The sequence below is a fragment of the Streptomyces sp. NPDC042336 genome, assembly GCF_055581985.1.
On the sequence record NZ_JBVJEA010000006.1, the window covers coordinates 369523 to 391176 of the forward strand.

The following is a 21654-nucleotide window of genomic DNA, read 5'->3' on the forward strand; positions in this document are numbered from 1 at the left end:
AAGCCGAAGGAAGTCGGCGGACCAGGTGACGGCGCACAGGGATCGTCGCCTGATCGGCGCAGCACCGACTAGGGAGAGACGATGCAACCGTTCGCGCTCAACTACGCACGGCCCGCAGTGGAGTTGGAAGCCACCACTCCGTACGTCTACGACTCCGGGCTGCAGTTGAACGTGCTCCTCGACGGGCGGGTGGCCGCCTGCGACCACGCGCTGCTGAGAGAACTGGGGACCACGACCTCCACCGCGGGGTCGAAGACTCACTTCGACGACTGAACACGGGTCGTCGAGGATGACCGTGTTGATCCTGACCAGTGAAGAGGACGTCACCGCGGACATGGTGGTGGTGCACCTGAACGCGTCGGGGGTACCGGTGGTCCGCCTGGACCCCGCCGACCTCACCGACTCCGTCGCGCTGTCCGGCGAGTTCGTGCACGGCTCCTTCCGGGGCCATCTGTCCTCGGGGGGCCGCCTGGTGAGCATCGGCGGGCTGCGGTCCGTCTGGGTGCGCAGGCCGGGGGCCGCGGCCACGCGGGCCGCCGAGCCGTCCGCGTGGCTGACCGAGGAGGCCGGCCAGGCGCTGTACGGCATGCTCCGCGGCTCGGAGGCGCGCTGGATGAACCAGCCCGACGCCGCGCACCGGGCCAGGTACAAGCCCTGGCAGCTGCGTCTCGCCCAGCGGTGCGGGCTGCCCGTCCCCGCGACGCTGATCACGACGTTTCCGCGGGCGGCGCGCGAGTTCGCCGAGCGCTACCCGGATCTGGTGGTCAAGCCCGTCTCGGGCGCCCATCCACAGGATCCGCCGCTGGCGGTGCCGACCAGCCGGGTCCCGCCCGGGGCCGACTTCTCCGCCGTCGCGCACGGCCCGACGCTGCTGCAACGCCGGGTCGCCAAGCGTGCCGACATACGGCTGACCGTCGTCGGCGAGGAGTTGCTGGCCGCCCGGAAGACGGCGCCGGCGAGCCTGGGCCCCGACGAGGTGGACGTCCGTTTCGCCGCGTCGGCCGAATCGTGGCGGCCGGCCGAGGTGCCGCCCCGCGTCGCCGAGCAGGTGCGTGCCTATCTCCGGGCGGCCGGGCTGGCCTACGGGGCCCTGGACTTCGCGGAGGACGGCGACGGCACCTGGTGGTTCCTGGAGTGCAACCAGTCGGGGCAGTTCGGCTTCGTCGAGGTGGACACCGGCCAGCCGATCGCCCGCACCATCGCCGAGTGGCTGGCCCGGCCCGGCGCCGAGGACGCGAGGGAAGCGGACGGTCCCGGCACGGCGGCGGCCGGGTGAGGTCCGGTGCGCCGGTCAGTGCGGGCGCGGGCCGGGCAGCAGGGCGGTGCGCTGCCAGCCGGCGCCGGGGGACGGCCGGCGCTCGGCGCCCGGCAGGTGCCCGGAGGCGCGCAACGGACGCATGACCACCTCCAGCTCCCTGCTCACACGCTCGGCGTCCCGCCGCACCTGCTCGGGGACGTCACCGCGTTCGGCGACGAGTCGGTCGTAGATGGGGGAATCCTGGAACACCCGTCAACGTGCCTTTCGTGTCGTCCGCCTCCGTACGGAGGCGCGACTGAGCAGTCTAGGCGCCCGTTCACGTGGTGGTGCGCATTCCGCGAGGATGTGAACGACCCCTCAGGCGCCGGTCGTGGAGCCGGGCCGCACGATCATGAGAATGGTCACGCTGGCCCACAGCAGGTTGAACAAGCCGGTGAACATGGCGAGCCGGACCGTGCGGGCCCGTTCGACGGGCTGCCCCTCGGCCAGTTGCTCCAGGAGTTCCTCCTGGCGCGGCAGGACGAAGGCGGCCAGCAGCCCGGCGGCGACGGCGGTGAGGGTGACGGACGCGATCAGCCAGGCGTCCGACAGGACCCCCATCGAGGCGGCGGTGGCGAAGCCGAGGACCGGCACCGCGATGCCGAGACCGGCGTAGACCCGGCAGATCCGGTGCAGCAGCCGGACGGTACGCACCTCCCCTGCGTCCCCCGCACCCGCGCCCCCTCCCCCGACGGACGCGGCCACCGGCACCCGGCGGGCGGCCGCCGGGAACATGCTGGCCGCGACGGTGACGGGCCCGACGGCGAGGATGGCCGCCAGGACGTGAAGGGACAGCAGGAACTTGGACATCGGTCGGGGCTCCCGGGAGGCAGGGTCGGGCAAGGCGGTGATCGAGAACCAAGGTAGGAAGACGGCGAGCGCTCGCACAGAGGCTGGAACGACAGCTTTCAACGGAATCCCGCCAGCGCCTCCACCAGGGAAGACGCACGTCACCCGAGTTCCGCGGAGGGCTTCTGCGACCGGCGGGAACGCGCCTATGGTGGCGCGCATGCACTCGGTGGCGATCCTGGTCCTCGACGACGTGGTGCCGTTCGACATGGCGGCACCCATGCAGGCGTTCGACTGGGCGCGGCTGCCCGACGGACGCAGCCCCTACCGGGTCGGCCTGTGCGCGGAGTCGGCAGAGGTGCGCACCGAGGGCCTCGCCCTCCGGATCGAGCGGGGGCTGGAGGCGCTCGAGACCGCGGACACGATCATCGTTCCGGGCCGCTCCGAGGAACACGGCCCGCCCTCCGACCGTGTCCTCGACGCGCTGCGTCGGGCGGCCGGCGCGGGTACCCGGATCGCGTCGGTGTGCGTGGGCGCGTTCGTCCTCGCGGAGGCCGGGCTGCTGGACGGGCTGCGGGCCACCACCCACTGGATCGCCGCGGCCGAACTGGCCCGCCGGCATCCGCGCGTGGATGTCCGACCGGATGTGCTCTACGTCGACAACGGGCAGATCCTCACCTCGGCGGGTGCCGCCGCCGGTCTGGACATGTGTCTGCACATGATCCGCCGGGACCTGGGGTCGGCGGTCGCCGCGCACACGGCCCGGATGTGTGTCGTGCCGCTGGAACGAGAGGGCGGACAGGCCCAGTTCATCGTGCACGAGCATCCGCCGCTGCCGCGGGGCTCCGATCTGGAGCCACTCCTGGAGTGGATCGAGGACAACCTGGCCGAGGAGGTCACCCTGGGCACGATGGCGGCGCGCTCGGGGATGAGCGAGCGTACGTTCAGCCGTCGGTTCCGCGAGCAGACGGGCACCACTCCGTTGCAGTGGCTGCTGCGGGCGCGGGTGCGGCGTGCCCAGTACCTGCTGGAGAGCGGGGACCACTCGATCGAACGGATCGCCCGCCAGGCCGGCTTCGGTTCGCCCACGGCCCTCCGGGAACGGTTCCGCCGGGTGGTCGGAACCACTCCGTACGCCTACCGCGCGGCGTTCCGGGCCAAGTCCTCCGCCGCGTCGGGCCGCCCATAGGTCCCGCGTTTCGCAACGTCCCGCGTCGCGGACGGGCGTGACCGGACCGTCCGCTCCACGACGCGGGCCCCGGCGGTGGTGTCACACGGCCAGCGACAGGCCGTTCTCGCCGTTGGCGTCCACCGGGTGTGCCTGTGGTGACACCTGTCCCTTGGCGAGCAGCAGTGCGTCCGCCTTCGCGACGGCGTCGTGGACGCTGGTGGTCGCCGTCATCACGCACAGTGTGTAGCTGACGTCGGCCAGCTCCCGTGCCGTCGTCGGCCGCGGCCGCTCGGCGTGAGCGATCCTCAGCGACGCGTACCGCGTCAGCAACTCCCTGACGACCTTCGGGTCCGGTTCAAGCACGAAACGCCCCTCTCTCGGTTGCGCTACGTATGCCCGGCCCCGGCGGGAGCAATCACATCCTTTTTCCCGCCGAGCGCAGTTGACGAGAATCCGTCGGAACCACCCCGGCCGTCACGAGGAGTTCCGGCGTCCGGTCAGGCGACCTGGCCGCTGTGCAGGGCGCTGTACGCGCCTCCCCCGGCCAGCAGTTCCTCGTGGGTACCGGTCTCCTGGATCCGGCCGTCGCCCATCACCACGATCCGGTCAGCGCCCCGCACCGTGGACAGCCGGTGCGCCACGACGAACGTGGTGCGCCCGCGCAGCAGCCGGGCCAGCGCCTGCTGGACCAGCGCCTCGGAGCGGGTGTCCAGCGCGGAGGTGGCCTCGTCGAGGATCAGCACCCGGGGGTCGCGGATCAGGGCGCGGGCGATGGCCAGGCGCTGGCGCTGCCCGCCGGACAGCCGCGCCCCGTGCTCCCCGACGAGGGTGTCCAGGCCCCGCGGCAACCGGTCGACGAACTCCAGGGCGTTGGCGTCGCGCAGGGCGCCGCGCACGGTCTCCTCGTCGGCGTCGTCCATGCCGTAGGCGACGTTCTCCCGGATCGTGCCGTCGAACAGGATCGACTCCTGGGGCACCACCGAGACGAAACGCCGGTACGTGCGCAGGTCGAGGGTGTTCATGTCGATGCCGTCCAGCAGCAGCCGTCCCGAGGTCGGCCTCAGGAAGCCGATCACCAGGTTGAGCACGGTGGACTTCCCGGCGCCGGACGCGCCCACCAGGGCGATGGTCTCGCCCGGTTCGACGGAGAGGGTGAAGTCGCTGACCGCGGGGCGCCCGTCGCTGTCGTAGAGGTGCTCGACACCCTCGAAGGTGACAGCTCCGCGCAGCGAGGTCAGCTCCGTCTTGCCCTCGTTGTCCTCCAGTTCGGGGGCCTGGAGCACCTCGCCGACCGAACGGACGGACTCCAGGCCCTTGGTGATGACCGGCGCCAGGCCCGCCAATGTGGTCGTGGAGTTGGTGAGGGTGGTCAGGAAGGCGCTGAGCATGACCACGTCGCCGGCGGTGACTCCCCAGACGTCGTAGTACGAGACCAGCGCGGCGCCCGCCAGCACCAGGACGCCGACCACGTTGAGCACCACCCAGGACAGCGAGCCGAAGCGGCCGTTGACCAGGTCGAGGCGCATGCCGGAGGTCAGCAGCCGGTCCAGGGTGCCGTCCATGCGGCGCAGCGCCTTGCCCTCCAGGCCGTGGGCACGGGTGACCGGGATGAGCCGGGTCATCTCCGTGACCCGCGAGGACAGGGTCTCGACCTCGTGGCGGAAGTGCTCGTTGTGGGTGCGCAGCCGGGCGCGGAGCCGGGCCACCAGCAGGGAGGCGGCGGGGACGACGACGAGGAAGACCGGCAGGAACTCCGGGGTGCGCACGGCGATGATGACCAGGCCGCCGGTGAGGACGGTGAACGCGCCGAGCCCGGTCTCGGCGGTCTGCTGCACCATCTGTTCCACCGTCTCCACGTCCCGGACGACCTTGGCCTGAAGGACGCCCGCGCTCACCCGTGAGTGGTAGCCGATGGAGAGCTGCTGCATGCGCGTGCACAGCGCCGAGCGGAGCGCGGTGCCCATGCGGCGCACACTGCCGTACAGGAGGCGCACGTACAGCAGGTGGAGCGGGTAGTTGACCACCAGGATGAACATGATGATCCCGGTGCTGGTCCACAGGTCGGAGATGGGCCCGTGCTGGACGACGGTGTCGATGATGGCGGCGGTGATCAGGGGCAGCAGCCAGATGGGGCTGTGCTTGACGGTGAAGACGGCGACCGCGCCGGCCAGTCGGCGGCGGTCGGCGCGGAACAGGTAGACGAGGGTGCGTATCGGGTGTTCGCCCCGGTAGCGGTGATCGAGCGGCTTTTCCATCGACGACGCCATCGGCGTGGTCCTCCTGGTGACCGAGTGGGGCAAGCGCTTGCTTCCCGCGCTTTCCTACCCGCTCGGCCGGGAGTGCGCCACACCGTTCCGCGCCTTGGAAGGGAACCCGCGCCTTCTCCCCCGTGGAGGGCGCGGGCCCCGGTCTCCGGGCGTGCGCGGGGCTCAGTCCCCGAGAGTGCGGGCGAGTTCGGTGGTGGCGCGGGTGATCTCGGTGTCGTCCTCGGCCATCAGCCGTTCCAGGCCGTCCCGCCGGGCGCGGACCGCCTGCCGCGCCGCGCGCTCCCAGGCCACCGGGTTCTCACGGTGGTTGAGCAGCTTGGGGTAGGCGGTGGCGGTGGTCTCCCACTGCCGGGCGTCGGCGATGTTCTTGAGCAGTTGGATGATCTGCGCCCGGCAGCTCACCTGGGGCCGCTGCGCCAGCTCCCACAGGAAGGGGACGGTCGCGGCGGTCGCCTGCTCGACGACGAAACCGTACTGGCAGATGCGCTTGCGCAGGTCGCCGAGGGCGGCGCGGGCGGTTTCGGCGTCGCCCCGGGCGACCTTGCGCAGCAGCCGGGGGATGGCCGCCGCCGAACCGGTGGAGTCCTGGATGTCGCTCCAGGGCACCCCGTCGAGTCCCGCGAGCAGAGTGGTGGTGCGGGGGGAGCCGGGCGACGTGTGACGGTCGGTGCGCTGGATGCTCGGCTCGGGTGTCGGAGCGCTGCGCATGGTGTGGGGCCCTTCCGCGGCAGTCGGGTCAGGTGAGGGGGCAGGTCGACAACGTGGCCCAGACCGTCTTGCCCGCCGGCGGGCGCGGGGTCCAGCCCCACTCCTTCGCGAGGGCGTCGACGATGCACAGGCCGCGTCCGTGCTCCCGGAGCGAGGAGGCGTCGGACGGGTGGAACACGGGCAGGTCGTCCCCGGGGTCGGAGACGCTCAGCGTCAGGTCGCCGGGGCCCAGGGCCAGTCCGAGCCTGATCTCCGGAACACCGGCCGCCGCCGACGGCACCGCGTGCGTCACGGCGTTGGAGACGAGTTCGGTGACCACCAGGACCGCGTCGTCACCGCGGTGGTCGAGCGACCAGCCGCGCAGTGTGTCCCGCGTGAAGACCCGGGCCCGGGCGAACCCCTCCCCGCTGCACGCGACGCGCAGCACGGCGGGCCCTCCGAAGCGGGTCGCCGCGCCTGCCACCGAGACGGATTCGCCGGGCGACCGGAGCGTTGAATGCGCAGGTGACGGCACAGCATCTCCCTGATGCGACGTCAGAACGGGGCATCGACCGAGGGGTTGACGCCACGGCTATTATCCACGCTTAGAGCGCTCGCGTGCAATTGCACGAGAAATTGCGCGAAAAAAATCGGATGGGGGCGCTCGGGGACCGGCACGCTTCGGTCCGCTCCCCCGAACAGCAAGGAGACCGCGGTGCCACCAGTGCGCAACGGAGTGCAGGCCAGCCTGTTGGACGCCTGCTGGAAGAAGAGTCGGCACAGCAACGCCGAGGGCAACTGCGTCGAGGTCGCCCTCGTGGACGGAGGCATCGCGATGCGCAACTCCCGCTACCCCGACGGCCCCGCGCTCGTCTACACCCCGGCTGAGGTGGCCGCGTTCCTGGCGGGGGCGAAGGAGGGCGAGTTCGACCACCTGCTGTAGGCCGGGGCGGCGCGGCGGCCGCCCGGGGGGGCGCGAACGGCGCGACGGCGCGTCGGTCCGGAAGCGGAGCCCAACTACCCGATTTCTTCAGGCGGATGCGGCGGGCGCCGAAGGGATGAGATAGTCTTTCCTTCAAGTCTGCCGGTCTGCTGGGAGCCAGGATGTCCGCCGCGTCGCATCGCATCTCCCGTCTCGAACCCTATCTGGACCGGGCCGAGCCGGCTCCGACCCTGCTGAAGATGCTCGTCGGCGTGCAGCTGGCGGGTTTCCGCGAGGACGCCGGCCTCTCCCAGGACCAGGCGGCACGCGAGCTGGGCTTCAGCGCCGCGAAGCTCTCGCGCATCGAGTCGGGCAAGGGCCGCAGGCCCCCTTCGGAGAAGGACGTCCGTGCGCTGCTCGATCGGTACGGCACCGATGCCTACGAAGCCTCGGTCCTCCTCAAACTGCTGCAGCGCGCGGGCGAACCGGGCTGGTGGCAGCGGTACGACAAGCGCCTGATGCCCGAGTGGTTCGACCGCCTGGTGGGCCTCCAGGAGGCCGCGGCGACCATCCGTACCTTCGAGATCCAGTACGTTCCCGGCCTGCTGCAGACCGAGGCGTACACGGAGGCCGTGGTCGAGCGCGGTCTGCCCAACGCCCCCGCGAGCGAGGTCCGGCGCCGCGTCGAACTGCGCAAGCACCGGGCGGCGTTGCTGGAGCGCAAGGACGCGCCGCAGCTGTGGGCGATCGTCGACGAGTCCGTCCTGCTGCGCGTGCTGGGCAGCCGTGAGGTCATGCGCGAGCAGCTCGAGCACCTGGTCACGATGGCGAAGCGGCCCCATGTGACGCTGCAGATCGTGCCGCTGGACGTGACGAACGCGTCGGCGCCGGCGATCCCCGTCACCTACTTGCGTTTCGGCGGCACCGACCTGCCGGACGTGGTCTACCTGGAGCACATCGGCAGCGCCAACTTCCTGGAGGACCGGGACGAGACCGAGCAGTACCGGGTCGCGCTGGACCGGCTGGCCGACGAGGCGCTGACTCCGCGCGAGTCGCTGGAGCGGCTGCGCGAGACGATGGCGGCGCGCTATCCCGCGAAGTAGCGCACGACGGAGGAGGGGGCCACGCGCACCGCGCGTGGCCCCCTCCTCCGTCGTGCGGAGCCCGGCTCGGCTCGTCCGCGGTCAGCGCAGACGGCCCAGTCCGCCGAACTCGATCCACTCGTCGGTGAGCTGACGCGGCGCCACCTCGGTGTCCGGACGCCAGGTGGAGACCTCCACCAGACCCGGTTCCAGGATGTCCATGCCCTCGAAGAGGGCCTCGACGTCCTTGGGCTCACGCACCCGGCCCCAGTGGCCCTGCGTCGCCTGGTCCATGAAGTCCGTGACGAACTTCCGCACCTCGGCGTCCTCGCTGACCAGCTGGCACATCACGGCGAAACTTCCGGGCACCAGCCGCTCGGTCACCCGGCGGACGACCGCCTTGGGTCCGTCGGTGTCGCTGTCCGGGATGCAGTGGAACACCGAGTTGAACAGGACGGCGACCGGCTGCGAGAAGTCGATCAGACGCTGGGTGTCCGGGTGGGAGAAGATCTCCTCGGTGGCACGCATGTCGGCGTGGATCACGGCGGTCTGGTCGTTCTGGTCGAGCAGAGCCCGGCCGTGGACCAGCACCATCGGGTCGTTGTCGACGTAGACGACGCGCGACTCGGGTGCGACGCGCTGGGCGACCTGGTGCACGTTGTCCTGCGTGGGCAGGCCGGAGCCGTGGTCGAGGAACTGACGGATGCCGTAGTCCTCGGCGAGGACCCGGACGACCCGCTGGAGGAAACGGCGGTTGTTCAGCGCCAGCCGACGCGTACTGGGGACGACCTTGTCGAGTTCGCCCACGGCCTCGCGGTCGGCCGCGTAGTTGTCCTTGCCGCCCAGGTAGAAATCGTACATACGTGCCGCTGTGGGCACGTTGGCGTCGATCTCCGTGGACAGCTGCTTGTCGGCTTGCATCGTTCCCCCAGCTCCGTACCGGCGCCAACTGGACTGGCATGACAGACAGTACATCCTAAAGACCTAGTGGTCAGCCAAACCATAGGCCGGATCAAGTGGCCGTCAAATCCGTTGTCCCCCAGACCAGTTGACGGCCACTCGACCGATCAGCCGCGCCCGGCCAGGTACGCGTCCACTCCGGGCGCCTCGTGGGCCTCCTCCACGCCGACCAGGCCGCCCACCGCCTTGGCGTCGGGCTTCAGCACGTAGGTGGACCGGCTGGCCGGGGCGGTCACGAGGGTGAAGTCCTGCGGGGTACCGAGTCCGGTGTCGGCGTTCTTCTGCGAACGGTGCGCCTTGACCACGTCCTGACGGGCGAGGCTCCCGCCCTCGCAGGCCTTCTTCAGGTCCGCGCCCGTCAGCTGGGCGGCGTTGTATCCGGAGAGCACTCCGGAGTCGACGGGCTCGCCCGGGTACGCCTTCTTGTAGGAGGCGACCATCTTCTTGACACCCGGCAGGTCGGAGCTGACCGCCGGTGCGGCGCTGACGACGTGGACCATGGCTTCCAGCGCCGCCGCCGCGGGCGTCTTGAGCAACTGCGGCGCGTAGCCGGGCGCGCTGCTGACGATCGGCACCTTCAGACCGCGGGCGGCGGCCACGCCGGCCAGGGAGGCGGTCTGGGCGGGGCCCGCGCTGGTCAGGATCGCCTTCACCCCGGCCTTGCTCAGGGCGGACACCTGCGCGGTCAGGTCGGTGTCGGTGGCCTTGATCTTCTGCCCGGCGACCTTCATCCCCGCCTGCTCGGCGGCCCACTCGGAGCCCTCCAGCGCGTTGGAGCCGTAGTCGCCCTCGAAGTAGACGTGACCGATGGTGTCGCCCTTGGCGATCTTCTTGGTGCGGGTGAGGAAGTCGACGGCGGCGATCATGTCGAGGTCGTAGGTGGTGCCGAGGACCTGGACGGAGTCCCGGCCGAGCAGACTGGCCGCCCAGGCCTGCGGGAAGGTCAGCAGGTGGTCCCGCTCGATGTCGTCGAGCAGGGCGGCGACCACCGGCGAGCCGATGACCTGGGGCAGGGCGACGACGTCCGGGGCGATGTCGGCGTAGGCGGTGACCGCCTTCTGCACGTCGTAGCCGTGGTCCTTGACGACGATCTCCACCTGGCGTCCGCAGATGCCGCCCGCGGCGTTGGTCTCGTCGGCCCACATCTGCTGGGCCTGCACGATGCTCTTGCCGAGCGTGGCGTAGGGGCCGGTGAGGTCGGTCAGCGCGCCGAGTCTGATGGTCTTCTCGGTGACTCCGGGGCCGGACTTGACGCCGTCGGCGGCGTCGTCGGCGCTCCCGCCGTCCGCCTTGGAGCTGCAGGCGGTGCCCGCGAGCAGCACGGCGGCCAGTGCCGCGGCCAGGGCGGCGGTCCGGGCGGTGCGGGGCCTGGGGTGCGTGACGTTCACGGGGTGTGCTCCTTGGCTCGTGCGGTGGTGTCGGTGGTGTCGGTGGTGTCGGAGGCGGTGCCGGGACCGGCGTGGGTGGGACCGGGCGAGGGCCCGGTTCCGGGCGGGCCGGTGACGGGTGGGCGGCGGCGCAGGCGGGCCCGGGTGCGGCGGGCCAGTCCGTGCAGGCCGTCGGGGGCGTAGAGGAGGATCACGACGATCGCCGCGCCGTAGAGGTAACGGGACGCCTCGGTCGGGCCGATGGAACCGCCGCCGGACCCGGGCGCCGCCACCAGGGGCAACTGGTCGGCGTAGCGGGTCATCAGCAGGGGCAGCGCGGTGACGAAGACGGCACCGGCGGTGGCTCCGGCCACCGAGCCGAGGCCGCCGATGACGATCATGGCGAGGTAGTCGACGGAGAGGGCCAGGGAGAAGTAGTCGGGCACCACGCGGCGGAAGGAGAGGGCGAGCAGGACGCCGGCCAGGCCCGCGTACATCGACGAGACGACGAACGCGGCCGAGCGGTACCGGGCCACGTGCACCCCCATCACGGACGCCGCGGTCTCGCTGTCGCGCAGCGCCACCAGGGCGCGTCCGGGACGGCCGCGCAGCAGTCCGCGCGCGGTGAACCAGGTGACGGCGAACAGGACGAGACCCAGGTACCAGAGTCGTTCCTCGGCGCCGAACGGCACGCCCAGGACGGTCAGTTCGGGGTCCGACTCGGCGAAGGTGAAACCGCCCAGCTCCAGCGGCGGCACCGAACGGCCGTTGAAGCCGCCGGTGACGGAGTCCGCGGTGAGCAGGAGGTGGTGGCCGAGGAAGACCAGGGCGAGCGTGGCGACGCCCAGGTAGATGCCCTTCACTCGTCCGGCGACGGGGCTGAACAGCCCGCCCGCCGCTCCGGCGAGGAGTACGGCGAGGACGGCGGCGACGGCGGGCGGCAGTCCGGGCCCCGGCTCGCCCGCCAGCCAGACGTAGCCGTAGGCGCCGACGGCGAGGAAGAAGGCGTGCCCGAGGGAGAGCTGTCCTGCGGTGCCGCTGAGCAGGCCGAGCCCGACCGCGCCGATCGCCGCGGCCATGGAGAACAGACCGATGCGCAGCCAGAAGGCGTCCAGGTAGAAGGGCAGGGCGCACAGGAGCAGTGCGGTCAGCAGGAGCGGGCCGCGCCGGAGGAGGAGGGGTCGCAGGTCAGACACGGGCCGCTCCCTTGGCCGCGAAGAGTCCGGCGGGGCGCACCAGCAGGACGAGCACCATCACGGCGTACGGCGCGACGTCGCCGAAGCCCTCGCCGAGGACGTGCAGGTCGGACTGGTAGCCGGCGACGAAGGCCTCGGTGAGTCCGATCAGCATGCTGCCGACCAGGGCGCCGACCGGGGAGGTCATGCCGCCGAGGATGGCGGCCGGGAATGCCTTCAGCGCGATCTGCCCGGTGGTGCGCTCCAGGCCGGGCGCCGGGAAGGCGACCAGGAAGACGGCGGCGAGTGCGGCGAGGGCGCCGGCCAGGCACCAGGCGACGGTGCGTACGCGGGTGAGCCGTACGCCCATGAGCGCGGCGGCCTCGCGGTCCTCGGCCGCCGCGCGCAGCGACAGGCCCCAGGGTGTGAACCGGAAGAGGGCGAAGGCGCCGCCGATGGCGACGGCGGACACCATGATTGCGGCGACGCGGCTGTCGGCCACGGTCACCGGCCCCAGGTCGGTCACGGCGTCGCCCCAGGGGTCGCCGAGCGGCAGCAGGTCGCCGCCGATGCGCCGGGCGAGGTCGGTGACCAGGACGATGTCGATGCCGATGGTCACGATGGTCTGGACGTGGGCGGCGTGCGGGTCGCTCCCGCCGACGCGTTGCAGCACCAGCCGGTCCAGCACCCCGGCCACGGCCGCCGTCACCAGGACCGCGACGGCCAGCGCGCCGGCGAAGCCGATGTCGTCGTGGAGGACGGCGACGAGGTACCCGCCGAGCAGCAGCAGCGACCCGTGGGTGAAGCTCAGGACGCCGGAGGCCTTGAAGATGGTGACGAAGCCGAGGGCGATCAGGGCGTACACGGAGCCCAGTGCCAGGCCGTTGAAGAGACTGTCGAGGAAGCCGGTCATGCCGCGTCCTCCCCCGTCGTGGTGCCGAGGTAGGCGCGGAGCACCTCGGGGTCCGCCCGGACCTCGTCGGGAGTGCCGTGGGCGATGGCCCGGCCGAAGTCGAGGACGGTGACCTCGTCGGCGAGCCGCATGACCAGGCCCATGTCGTGCTCCACCAGCACGACGGAGAGGCCGAGTTCGGCGCGGACCTCCCGGACGACCTCGGTCATGCGGATGCGTTCGGCGGCGTTCATGCCGGCCACGGGTTCGTCGAGCAGCAGTACACGGGGCTCCAGACAGAGGGCGCGGGCGAGTTCGACGCGTTTGCGGTCGCCGTACGACAGCAGCGCGACGGGTGAGTCGAAGTGGGCGCCGAGGCCGGTGAGTTCGGCGATCTCGCGGGCCTTGGCGAGGTGCTCGCGCTGTTCGCGCACGGCGCGCGGCAGGCGCAGGGCGCTGGCGGCGAAACCGGCGCGGGACAGGGCGTGCCGGCCGAGCATGAGGTTGTCGGCGACGGTGCCCTGGGTGGTGACGATGTTCTGGAAGGTGCGGGCGACGCCCAGGGAGGCGATCCGGTGCGGGGCGAGCCGGGTCAGTTCCGCGGCGCCGAGCCGTACGGAACCGGCGGTGGGGCGGTACAGGCCGGACAGGACGTTGAAGCAGGTGGACTTGCCGGCGCCGTTGGGGCCGATGACGGCGTGCACGGTGCCGGGGGCGACGGTGAAGGAGACGTCGTCGAGGGCGAGGAGACCGGCGAAGCGCACGGTCACGCCCCGCACGTCCAGCGTCGGCGGTGCGGCGGCGGGCGCGGAGGGGGTGGTCACGCGGCCCCCTTGCCTTCGGTGTCGTCGCCGGTCTCGCCCAGGTAGAGACGGCGTACGGCGTCCGTCCGCGCGAGGTCGGCGGCGTCGCCGGACAGCCGGATCTCGCCGACCTCCAGGACATGGGCCTGTCCGGCGAGCGAGAGCGCCATGCCGGCGTTCTGTTCGACGAGGAGGACGGCGGTGCCCTGGGCGTTGATCTCGCGGACGACCTCGGCGATGCGCTCGACCATCATGGGGGCGAGCCCGAGCGAGGGCTCGTCGAGGAGGAGGAGACGCGGGGCGGCCATCAGTGCGCGGCCGATGGCCAGCATCTGCTGCTCCCCGCCGGACAGCAGACCGGCGGCCTGGCGGGTGCGCTCGGCGAGCCGCGGGAACAGGGTGAAGACGCGTTCCCTGGCCTCGCGGACCTGGGCAGGGGCCCGCCGGTTGAGGCCGAGTCCGCCGGCTCGCAGGTTCTCGTCGACGGTGAGTCCGGCGAACACCCGCCTGCCCTCGGGCACCTGGACGACTCCGGCGCGTACGGCGGCGACCGGGTCCCGGCCGTCCAGGACCGTGTCGCCGTAGCGGACCCGGCCGGCCGTGATCGCGCCGCGGTGCAGGCGCAGGGTGCCCGAGACGGCCCGCAGCAGTGTCGTCTTGCCAGCGCCGTTGGCTCCGAGCAGGGCGACGACGGCGCCGTGCGGGACGGTCAGGGACACGGAGCGGAGGGCGGACAGTGCGCGCCCGTACGTCACGTCGAGGCTCTCGACGTGCAGCGCGGGCGCGCCGTCCGGTGGTGCTGCGGGCATCGCGGCTCCTTGGGACCGGGCCGGAACGGCACGGTGACGGGTGAAGGGGGGAGCTCACGACAACACGGGCACCGGGGGCCGTACAGGGACCCCGGGCAGGGTCGCTGCGGTGTCCCAGTCCGGGGAGCGCGAGTCTGTGCGGATGCCCAGGGGACCCGCCAAGGGCGGTGGCGGGGCAGCACCCGCCGCCCGCACCGACGGTGCGGCTTGGAGTGCCCGGGGTGCCCACGGTGTCAGAGGTGGCCGGGGGCTCCGGAGTGGCCTGTGCAGGCGGCCGGTCCTCAGGAACGCCCGGAGGGTACGTGGGGCGCCGGGATCACGGCGGTCCCGCCGGGGTGCGCCGGCCTCGACGACCGGTACGGCATCGGCGTGCGGATCGCCGGTGCCGTGGCGGGCCGCGCCCGCCCTCGGCAGCCGCAGCCGACGGCCGCGACGGGCCCCCCGCCGCACCCGGGCGTCCGTCAGCCAGGTGTGGGGCGGCAGCGCCCCCGAAGCCCCGAGCCGCCGCCGAGCGGCGCGGCGGCCGCCGGACACCGGGACCTCCCCGCCACCCGGGCGCGGGCCGCCGGGGCCGGGACGGGCGCCCACCGGCGCCGGCGCACCGGCCCGCCGCCGTCGTCCGCCTGCTGGGCCGCGAGGAAGTCGAGGGAGCGGACCAGACGCTCCGCGCCTCCGGGGCTGCGGGCCTGCCGGCCCCCACTGGGCTTCCGGGGCTTCCGGGGGATCGCCCCGGATCAGTCGTGCAGGACCCGTCGGGCCGTCAGGGCCAGGCTGAACTCGACGACGTCGGCCGGGCGGGCCAGGGAGCGGCCGGTGAGCTGTTCACAACGGCGGAGGCGGTTGAGGACCGTGTTGCGGTGGCAGTAGAGGCGCTCACCGGCACGCTGGGCCGAACCGTCGCAGTCGAGCCAGGTGGTGAGGGTGTCGAGGAGCACCTCGCGGTCGGCGGGCTCCAGGCGGAGCAGGGGGCCGAGCACCTTCTCGGCGAGGGCCCGGCCCAGCTCGGGGCTGGAGACGACCAGTGCGGCCGGGAGGTGGTCGGCCAGTCGCACGGTTCCGCCCGCCACCGGGCAGATGGCCAGGGCGGTGTCCGCGAGCCTGCGGGCGTCCCCGACGGCGGCGAGGCCCTCGACCGGGCTGCCGACCCCGATCCGGAGCCCCGGTACGGGGGCGGGGGGCGCGGTTGTCGGCTCGTGCGGGTCCGGGAGCCCCTCGCGGGCGCCGACCAGGACGATGCCGTAGTCGGCCTCCGCCCCGGCGTGCCAGTGGACCTGGCTCCCGGGCGGCACGGCGGCGGCGCGGACGGCCCCGGACCGGGCCGGTGGTCCGCCGGTGACGGCGACGACGACGTACCGGCCCTGTTCGGGGAGGCCGAGGATCCGGGCGGCCTCGGGCAGGTCGGCGATGCGGCCGGTGCCGTCGAGCAGGCCGGCCGCCAGCAGCCGGGCCCGGTTCTCGCGGCGCCGGCCGATCTGCCACTCGGTCTGCCGGTAGGCGTCCGCGACGAGGGTGCAGTGCTCGTCGACGAAGTTCCACACGTCGGCGGCCACGTGCACGAGGAGCCGCACGTCCTCCGGGGCGGCCCTGGACGTCTCCTCGACCAGCCGCTGCCACACCAGCGAGCCGCCCAGGCGGAAGGCGTGCAGCAGGGCGTCCAGCGGGAGCCCCTGCTCGGCGCGGGAGGCGCCGATCCGCCAGGAGCAGCGGCGGGCCGCGTCCCGGGCGCCGCGCGGATCGAGCAGGGAGGCCACGCTGTGCCGCAGCGAGCGGTGGGCCTCCTGCCAGGTGGCGGCGGGGTCCTTCGCGAGGGTGGCCCGGTAGGCGGGCTCCTGCTCCCGCAGCAGGGCCATCAGCCGGTCGGTCAGGTCGGGAAGGTCGTCGAGCAGGGCACGGGCGGCCCGGTGCAGGACCCGCAGGGCGTCGGCGTCGATCAACGACGTGACGCCCGGTGTCCGCGGGCGTGGAACGGGCGTCAGCCCGGTGCGGATCGCTGCTCGTGACCGTACGGCGTGCTGCATCGCGGTCCTCCCCGGGGCAGGGCTGGTGGAGGCGCCGCGCCGCGACGGGCCGTCCCGACGCGCCGGTCCTGCCCCCTGACTCGTCCTGCCCCGAAGGATGGCATACCGTCCGGTCGGTCCCTAGTGTTGTGCACCGGTCTTTTCCTGGGCCCCGGCCCGGCGGGCCCCTCGGGCCCCCTGGTCCTGGTGGGCCTGTTCGGCCTCCCCCACCATGCGGGCCAGCTCCAGGCGGGACCGTACGCCGAGGGCGGCGAAGACCTTGCGGAGGTGGTAGTCGACGGTGCGGGTGCTCACGCCGAGGGCCAGGGCGACCTCGCGGTTGGTGGCGCCCTCGGCGACGTGCCGCGCGATGCGCAGTTGCTGCGGGGTCAGGCGGCCGAGCCGGTTCGGCGTTCCGGCGCCGGTGGACTGCGGGGCCGCGCCGAGGGCGCGGAGTTCGTCGCGTGCCTGTGCGGCCCAGACGCCGGCGCCGCAGCGCTCGAACCCGGCCAGCGCGGTGCCGAGCCGGCCGCGGGCCTCGCGGGGTCTGCGGCGCCGGCGCAGCCACTTGCCGTACAGCAGCGCGGTGCGGGCCCGTTCGAAGTCGCCGCCCGCCTCGTCGTGCCGGTCGAGGGCGCGGCGGTAGAGGCCGTCGGCGTGCTCGGCGGGGGCGAGCAGGGCGTGGCAGCGGGCCAGTTGGGCGGCGGCCTGCGGGTCGGCGCCGAACGCCGCCCAGTCGGCGAAGTCCGGGAGGACCGCGCGGGCGTCTTCGTGGCGTCCGGCGAGCACCGCGGCCTCCACGAAGCAGGGCACGACCAGCCGCCACACCGCGAAGTGGCCCCGCCCGGGCCCGGGGAGGACCAGGAGCCCGAGCCGGTCGGCGGCGTCGAAGGGGCGGCCCCGGCCGAGGTCGGCGCGGGCCGCCGCCCACTGGGCGAGGGTGGCCGCCTGGGCCAGTCCGTGCCGGCGGGCCGTCTCCAGCGCGGCGGTGACGTGCCGGGCGACGACGTCCGGTTCCTCCTCGATCGACGCGGCGAGCGCCAGCACCGCCCGGTGGTGGGCCGCCGTGTTGCGCTGTCCGGCCCGCAGTGCGGTGCGCAGCCCCTCCTCCGCGTGGGTGCGCGCCTGCGGGTGCCGTCCGGCGCGCAGTTCGGCGTAGGCGAGGTACTCCAGTGCCTGCGGCACCAGCGCGTCCGACCCGAGCTGCCGCGCGGCGGCCAGGGCCCGGGCCCCGCCGCTGCGGGCGGCGTCCACGTCCCCGAGCAGCAGCGCGGCCGCCGCCGACCGAAGCAGCGTCTCCGGCCGTTCCTCGGTCCTGCCCCGCTCGACCACCTGTCCGAGTGGGGTCCCGGCCCGGTCGAGCCGTCCTTCGAGCAGCGCCCGCAGGCCGGCGCGGTGGTCACGTACGACGGCGGCCGTGCTCGCCGCGGGGCCGCGGGCGGCGGCGGGTCCGTCGGTCCCGGGTGCCCGGTCCTCGGCCCGGTGCGGCGGCGGTTCGGGGGCGAGCGTGGTCAGGCACGCGGGCAGGTCGCCCGCCGCCCAGGCCGCGTCGGCGGCGGCGAGGGCGGCGGTCGCGGCGTCGGCGGGCGCGTCCGCGGCGAGCAGCGAGGCGGCCAGCAGCAGGGACTGGTGGGCGTCGCCGACCGGACCGTCCCTCAGTTCCGTCACGCCGCGTACCAGCTCGGCGCGTCCCCGTACGGCGGCGGGGGCCGCGCGGTCCCGGGCCGCGGCGAGCAGGGGGCGGGCCCGTTCGGGGCTCCCGGCGAGCAGGGCCTGTTCGGCCGCGGCGGTGTACCGCTCGGCCCGTCTCGTACCGTCGGCCGTCAGCTCGGCGGCACGGGCGTACGCGCTCGCGCGCAGCCGGTGCGAGGCGGGCACCGCGTCGTCGGCCGCCACCGCCGCGAGCCGGTCCGCCAGCGCGGCGAGTCGGTCCGCCGGCGCGGGCGCGGGCTCCCGGCCGCCCAGGGACCACGAGCGGTGCAGCAGACCCGTGAGGCGGTGGCCGTCGCCCTCCAGCACGTCGGCCAGCGCGCGGTGCACGGCGCGGCGCCGCTCCGGACTGGCGGTGGCGTGCACGGTACGGCGGACCAGCGGGCTGCGGAAGCGGAGCCGGTCACCGGCCAGGACGAGTTGCCCGGGCAGCGGTTCCGCGCGGGGACCGGGTCCCGGGGCCGGCCGCAGGCGCCACAGCGCTTCCTGGACCAGACCGGCGTCGACGTCCGCGCCGTCCGCGGCCCGTCCGGCCGCCGCCACCGTCAGCAGCAGGTCCCGTGCGTGCGCGGACCGGCCGCTCGGGGCACCGCCCGCGACCTCGGCGAGGGCGGCCGCGTCGGCCAGCGGGTGGGGCAGCGGCCGGTGTCCGCGCAGCTCACCGGGTGACAGCCGGCGCACGAGGGCGACGAGGAGGGCCGGGTTCCCCTCCGCCTCGGCCAGGAGTTGCTCGCGGACGGCCGGGGCGGCGGCACCGTCGGTCACGTCGTCGAGCAGGGCGGCCGCCCTCGACGGGGCCAGCGGGTCCAGGTGGACGACGGGCAGCCAGGCGAACTCCGGGTCGACGGCGCGGTCCGAGGCGACGGAGAGCAGCAGGCCGACCCGGTCGGCGGGGTGCAGGTGCCGCGCCGCGCGTCCCAGTGCCGTCCGGGCCGGCGCGTCCCAGAGGTGGGCGTCGTCGACACACACCAGCACGGGCGCCGCGGCCGCCGCCGTCCGCAGGGTGTCGAGCAATCGTCCGGCGGTGACGTGCGCGCCCAGGTCCGGGCCCGGACCGAGGTGGAGTACCGGACCGGCTCGGAAGGAGCGGGCGGCCCACTGGAGCAGCGCGGTGCGGCCGAGCCCGGGTTCGCCGGCCAGGAGGAGTTGGCCGCCGTGGGAGGGCAGCGCGTCCAACAGTGCGCGCAGCGCCTTGCGTTGCGCGCTCCGGCCGTGGATCCGCCCGGCCGTGGGTACGGTCGTCTCTCCGGTCATTCCCGCGAGGTTACGCGCGCGTAACCCGAGGCGGAAGGCACCGGTCCGCCCGCGCCCGCCGCCGCTTCGGTGCCGTCACCTGCGGCTCTGTGCCCTGCGGGCGGCGCGGTCGCTGTGCCGGCGCCCAACCGGCCCCGGCCCCGGTCGTGCGCCGGCACAGCGGACCGGCGACGGCCGCGGTGTGCCCGCGACCGCCGCCGGTGGTGCCCCTGCGGGGCGAGAGGTGCCGTGCGCCGGGTCAGGAGCCGTGCGGGCAGTTGCCCCGGTACTCCTCGATCGTCAGGCTCGGCCGGGGCAGCGGGCACAGGAACTGCTCGTAGCGGGTGTCGTTGTCGATGAACCGCTTGAGCCAGGAGACGCTGTATTTCGCGATCGTCGTGTTGGACGTGTTGGGCGAGAAGTGGGTCGCGTTGTTCAGCTCCAGGTAGGCCCGGTCGGTCGCGGAGGGCAGGCCGGAGTAGAACGGCTCGGCGTGCGAGGCAACGGGGGCGACCGTGTCGCCGTCGGCGCCGACGATCAGCGTCGGGGTGCTGACCTCGGGCCAGCTCTTGTCCAGGTTCCAGGGGGTGAGGGGGATCGCGGCCTGGAGCGACGGCCGCGACTTGGCGGCCTCCAGAGTGCCGCCGCCGCCCATGGAGTGGCCCATGACGCCGAGTCGGCTGCTGTCGATCCGGCCACGGACGGAGCTGCGCTCGGTGAGGTAGTCCAGGGCGGCCAGCAGCTGCCGGCCGCGTGAGTCGGGCTGGTCCAGCGTGGTGTTGGTGTCGATGGTGAACACGACGAAGCCCTGGGAGGCCAGTCGCGGGCCGAGCCAGGCGATGGAGGACTGGTACGCGGTGAACCCGGGCGCGATCACGACGGCGCCGAACGTGCCGTCGCTCGTGCTGGTCGGGTAGTAGATGGTGCCGCCGCCGAAGCCGGTGACCGCGAGGGAGGAGACGCTGGTGTCGGCCACGGAGTAGGGGCCGCGCAGGGCCTCGATGCTGGACACGGTGGGCGCCGGGCCGCGCTCGTACGGGTTGTCGGCGGCCTGCGCGCCGGGGCCGGTGAGGGTGCCGAGCGCGAAGACCGCGGCCACGGCGGCCGTCAGGCCGGCGAGGCGCCGCCGGGTGCCCTGGAACGCGGGGCGTGCGGCGTGGGTGTGGGGGTGCTGCTGCACGAGGGATGGTCCTCTCGGTCGTGGCGAGCGGGCCGCCCGGTGATCGCACACGGCCCGGAACGCGTGGGGTCGCGTCCCGGGACATCCGCCGGGCGGGCCTCGCCGATGGGTTGGCCGTGCCACTGTCGAGCGACGGGACGGCCGGGGGGATCGGCAGAATCACCGGTCTCCTACGACGCCGGGAGCGGGCCGGTCCGCGGCGCGGGCTCCGGCGTCGGCCTCAGTGGCACGGAGCCGCCGGTTCCTCGGCGCCCTCCGCCCTGTCCATACGCTGCGTGGATGTGACACGCTCGACGTCGGCCGGGCGGTCGCAGCCCGGTCGTCATGGAGGATCGTCGGCGGGTCCGTGATCGGGCCGGCACCGCGGAGAGGCGACGGGATGCGCATCGGACTGCTCGGCACCGGCCCCTGGGCGGACATGGCGCACGCCCCCGCCCTGGCCGACCACGACGACCTGGACTTCGTGGGGGTGTGGGGCCGCCGCCAAGACGCCGCCGAGGAGCTGGCGGAGCGGCACGGCACACGGGCCTACGACGACGTCGACGCCCTGCTGGCCGACGTGGAGGCCGTCGCCGTCGCGCTGCCCCCGGCCGTGCAGGCCGACCTGGCGGTGCGCGCCGCGCGGACCGGGCGCCATCTGCTGCTCGACAAGCCGCTCGCGACGACGGTGGCGCAGGGGCGGGCCGTGGTGGAGGCGGTGCGGGCGGCCGGCGTCGCCTCGGTGGTCTTCTTCACCGCCCGGTTCCAGCCCGAGACGGAGGCGTGGATCACCGAACAGGCCGCCGGGGACGACTGGTTCACGGCGCGGGCGCAGTGGCTGGGCGCCCTGTTCGGGGGTGGCGACAGCCCGTTCGCCGCCTCGCCGTGGCGGCGGGAGAAGGGCGCCCTGTGGGACGTGGGGCCGCACGCCCTGTCCGTACTGCTGCCGGTCCTCGGTGACGCCCGGCGCGTGGCGGCGGCGGCCCCGGGCCCCGGGGACACCGTGCACCTGGTCCTCGACCATGCGGGCGGGACCTCCAGCACGCTCACGCTCAGCCTGACGGCGCCGCCCGCCGCGGCGGGCGCCACGGTGGAGCTGCGCGGCCGGACCGGGGTGACGCTGCTCCCGGAGGCCACGGAAGGTCCGGTGCCCGCGCTGCGGCGGGCCGCGGACGCGCTGCTGGCCGCCGCCGGTGGTGGGCGCCCGCATCCATGCGACGCCGCGTTCGGGCTGCGCGTCACCGAGATCCTCGCCGAGGCCGAGAGCATGCTGACGCGCTGACCTGCCGACGCGCCGGGTCGCCACTCGCTGACCCGCCGGGCGGGGTGGGCGC

Annotated in this window: 21 protein-coding genes; 6 read left to right on the plus strand and 15 right to left on the minus strand. The window is 74.0% G+C overall.

All coding sequences use genetic code 11. The features are described 5' to 3' along the window. Positions 1 to 81 precede the first annotated feature (81 nt). Both tgmA and tgmB read left to right on the plus strand, forming a co-directional pair. A complete protein-coding gene (gene tgmA, locus ACZ6IM_RS16525) occupies positions 82 to 273 on the plus strand; it encodes a putative ATP-grasp-modified RiPP (protein ID WP_003978169.1) in 192 nt (63 codons plus the stop codon). A gap of 16 nt (positions 274 to 289) precedes the next feature. Further along, positions 290 to 1276 carry an ATP-grasp ribosomal peptide maturase gene (gene tgmB / locus ACZ6IM_RS16530; protein WP_469557163.1) on the plus strand — a complete coding sequence of 329 codons (987 nt, stop codon included), beginning with the start codon at positions 290 to 292 and terminating at the stop codon, positions 1274 to 1276. Positions 1277 to 1291: 15 nt separating this feature from the next. Here tgmB and ACZ6IM_RS16535 read toward each other — a convergent pair whose 3' ends face one another. Beyond that, entirely contained in the window at positions 1292 to 1507 is a 216-nt protein-coding gene (locus tag ACZ6IM_RS16535; protein ID WP_469557165.1) for a hypothetical protein, read from the minus strand. Between the two features lie 108 nt (positions 1508 to 1615). Next, the gene (locus ACZ6IM_RS16540) at positions 1616 to 2107 is read right to left on the minus strand and encodes a hypothetical protein (protein ID WP_052841156.1); all 492 of its coding nucleotides are present in this window, start codon (positions 2105 to 2107) and stop codon (positions 1616 to 1618) included. Between the two features lie 199 nt (positions 2108 to 2306). Between ACZ6IM_RS16540 and ACZ6IM_RS16545 the strand changes: the two genes are divergently transcribed. Continuing rightward, on the plus strand, positions 2307 to 3275 hold the full coding sequence (locus tag ACZ6IM_RS16545) for a GlxA family transcriptional regulator (RefSeq protein ID WP_469557167.1): 969 nt from the start codon (positions 2307 to 2309) through the stop codon (positions 3273 to 3275). Positions 3276 to 3356: 81 nt separating this feature from the next. Here ACZ6IM_RS16545 and ACZ6IM_RS16550 read toward each other — a convergent pair whose 3' ends face one another. From ACZ6IM_RS16550 to ACZ6IM_RS16565, 4 genes are all read right to left on the minus strand, one after another. Beyond that, the gene (locus tag ACZ6IM_RS16550) at positions 3357 to 3620 is read right to left on the minus strand and encodes a DUF5133 domain-containing protein (protein ID WP_052841155.1); all 264 of its coding nucleotides are present in this window, start codon (positions 3618 to 3620) and stop codon (positions 3357 to 3359) included. Positions 3621 to 3754: 134 nt separating this feature from the next. Further along, positions 3755 to 5524, minus strand: a complete 1770-nt coding sequence (locus ACZ6IM_RS16555; RefSeq protein WP_052841154.1) for an ABC transporter ATP-binding protein — start codon at positions 5522 to 5524, stop codon at positions 3755 to 3757. Between the two features lie 162 nt (positions 5525 to 5686). Further along, positions 5687 to 6232: a hypothetical protein gene (locus ACZ6IM_RS16560; RefSeq protein ID WP_052841153.1), complete on the minus strand. Its 546-nt coding sequence runs from the start codon at positions 6230 to 6232 to the stop codon at positions 5687 to 5689. Between the two features lie 28 nt (positions 6233 to 6260). Beyond that, positions 6261 to 6746 (minus strand): ATP-binding protein, encoded by a 486-nt coding sequence (locus ACZ6IM_RS16565; RefSeq protein ID WP_052841152.1) that lies wholly within the window; start codon positions 6744 to 6746, stop codon positions 6261 to 6263. A gap of 180 nt (positions 6747 to 6926) precedes the next feature. Between ACZ6IM_RS16565 and ACZ6IM_RS16570 the strand changes: the two genes are divergently transcribed. Both ACZ6IM_RS16570 and ACZ6IM_RS16575 read left to right on the plus strand, forming a co-directional pair. Next, complete coding sequence (locus tag ACZ6IM_RS16570) at positions 6927 to 7154, plus strand: DUF397 domain-containing protein (RefSeq protein ID WP_052841151.1); 228 nt, start codon at positions 6927 to 6929, stop codon at positions 7152 to 7154. Between the two features lie 161 nt (positions 7155 to 7315). Continuing rightward, the gene (locus ACZ6IM_RS16575) at positions 7316 to 8236 is read left to right on the plus strand and encodes a helix-turn-helix domain-containing protein (RefSeq protein ID WP_052841150.1); all 921 of its coding nucleotides are present in this window, start codon (positions 7316 to 7318) and stop codon (positions 8234 to 8236) included. Positions 8237 to 8317: 81 nt separating this feature from the next. On the opposite strand, the gene ACZ6IM_RS16580 is transcribed toward ACZ6IM_RS16575, so the two are convergent. The 9 genes from ACZ6IM_RS16580 to bdeA form a co-directional block, all read right to left on the minus strand. Beyond that, positions 8318 to 9136, minus strand: coding sequence for an SAM-dependent methyltransferase (locus ACZ6IM_RS16580; protein WP_052841149.1), 819 nt, complete (start codon positions 9134 to 9136; stop codon positions 8318 to 8320). A 146-nt stretch (positions 9137 to 9282) separates the two neighbouring features. Continuing rightward, complete coding sequence (locus ACZ6IM_RS16585; protein WP_469557171.1) at positions 9283 to 10563, minus strand: ABC transporter substrate-binding protein; 1281 nt, start codon at positions 10561 to 10563, stop codon at positions 9283 to 9285. Continuing rightward, entirely contained in the window at positions 10560 to 11738 is a 1179-nt protein-coding gene (locus tag ACZ6IM_RS16590) for a branched-chain amino acid ABC transporter permease (protein ID WP_469557173.1), read from the minus strand. Before ACZ6IM_RS16590 ends, ACZ6IM_RS16585 begins: the two co-directional genes overlap by 4 nt. Then, positions 11731 to 12630: a branched-chain amino acid ABC transporter permease gene (locus tag ACZ6IM_RS16595; protein ID WP_052841146.1), complete on the minus strand. Its 900-nt coding sequence runs from the start codon at positions 12628 to 12630 to the stop codon at positions 11731 to 11733. Before ACZ6IM_RS16595 ends, ACZ6IM_RS16590 begins: the two co-directional genes overlap by 8 nt. After that, the gene (locus tag ACZ6IM_RS16600) at positions 12627 to 13433 is read right to left on the minus strand and encodes an ABC transporter ATP-binding protein (protein WP_469557175.1); all 807 of its coding nucleotides are present in this window, start codon (positions 13431 to 13433) and stop codon (positions 12627 to 12629) included. The genes ACZ6IM_RS16595 and ACZ6IM_RS16600 overlap by 4 nt, the downstream gene beginning before the upstream one ends. Further along, positions 13430 to 14221, minus strand: coding sequence for an ABC transporter ATP-binding protein (locus tag ACZ6IM_RS16605; protein ID WP_052841144.1), 792 nt, complete (start codon positions 14219 to 14221; stop codon positions 13430 to 13432). Before ACZ6IM_RS16605 ends, ACZ6IM_RS16600 begins: the two co-directional genes overlap by 4 nt. A gap of 734 nt (positions 14222 to 14955) precedes the next feature. Beyond that, entirely contained in the window at positions 14956 to 16239 is a 1284-nt protein-coding gene (locus ACZ6IM_RS16610) for a PucR family transcriptional regulator (RefSeq protein ID WP_469557178.1), read from the minus strand. A gap of 120 nt (positions 16240 to 16359) precedes the next feature. Then, the gene (locus ACZ6IM_RS16615; RefSeq protein WP_469557180.1) at positions 16360 to 19182 is read right to left on the minus strand and encodes a helix-turn-helix transcriptional regulator; all 2823 of its coding nucleotides are present in this window, start codon (positions 19180 to 19182) and stop codon (positions 16360 to 16362) included. A 238-nt stretch (positions 19183 to 19420) separates the two neighbouring features. Further along, complete coding sequence (gene bdeA / locus ACZ6IM_RS16620; protein ID WP_052841141.1) at positions 19421 to 20341, minus strand: bis(hydroxyethyl) terephthalate hydrolase; 921 nt, start codon at positions 20339 to 20341, stop codon at positions 19421 to 19423. A gap of 379 nt (positions 20342 to 20720) precedes the next feature. On the opposite strand from bdeA, the gene ACZ6IM_RS16625 reads away from it, so the two are divergent. Next, positions 20721 to 21602, plus strand: coding sequence for a Gfo/Idh/MocA family protein (locus ACZ6IM_RS16625; RefSeq protein ID WP_052841140.1), 882 nt, complete (start codon positions 20721 to 20723; stop codon positions 21600 to 21602). Positions 21603 to 21654 lie beyond the last annotated feature (52 nt).

Bases quoted from the DNA above. Each gene is read 5' to 3' on its own strand.
- ACZ6IM_RS16575 (WP_052841150.1), top strand. From the start codon at position 7,316: ATGTCCGCCGCGTCGCATCGCATCTCCCGTCTCGAACCCTATCTGGAC.
- ACZ6IM_RS16540 (WP_052841156.1), bottom strand. From the start codon at position 2,107: ATGTCCAAGTTCCTGCTGTCCCTTCACGTCCTGGCGGCCATCCTCGCC.
- ACZ6IM_RS16555 (WP_052841154.1), bottom strand. From the start codon at position 5,524: ATGGCGTCGTCGATGGAAAAGCCGCTCGATCACCGCTACCGGGGCGAA.
- ACZ6IM_RS16595 (WP_052841146.1), bottom strand. From the start codon at position 12,630: ATGACCGGCTTCCTCGACAGTCTCTTCAACGGCCTGGCACTGGGCTCC.
- tgmB (WP_469557163.1), top strand. From the start codon at position 290: ATGACCGTGTTGATCCTGACCAGTGAAGAGGACGTCACCGCGGACATG.
- ACZ6IM_RS16625 (WP_052841140.1), top strand. From the start codon at position 20,721: ATGCGCATCGGACTGCTCGGCACCGGCCCCTGGGCGGACATGGCGCAC.
- ACZ6IM_RS16580 (WP_052841149.1), bottom strand. From the start codon at position 9,136: ATGCAAGCCGACAAGCAGCTGTCCACGGAGATCGACGCCAACGTGCCC.
- ACZ6IM_RS16560 (WP_052841153.1), bottom strand. From the start codon at position 6,232: ATGCGCAGCGCTCCGACACCCGAGCCGAGCATCCAGCGCACCGACCGT.
- ACZ6IM_RS16615 (WP_469557180.1), bottom strand. From the start codon at position 19,182: ATGACCGGAGAGACGACCGTACCCACGGCCGGGCGGATCCACGGCCGG.
- tgmA (WP_003978169.1), top strand. From the start codon at position 82: ATGCAACCGTTCGCGCTCAACTACGCACGGCCCGCAGTGGAGTTGGAA.
- ACZ6IM_RS16545 (WP_469557167.1), top strand. From the start codon at position 2,307: ATGCACTCGGTGGCGATCCTGGTCCTCGACGACGTGGTGCCGTTCGAC.
- ACZ6IM_RS16610 (WP_469557178.1), bottom strand. From the start codon at position 16,239: ATGCAGCACGCCGTACGGTCACGAGCAGCGATCCGCACCGGGCTGACG.
- ACZ6IM_RS16605 (WP_052841144.1), bottom strand. From the start codon at position 14,221: ATGCCCGCAGCACCACCGGACGGCGCGCCCGCGCTGCACGTCGAGAGC.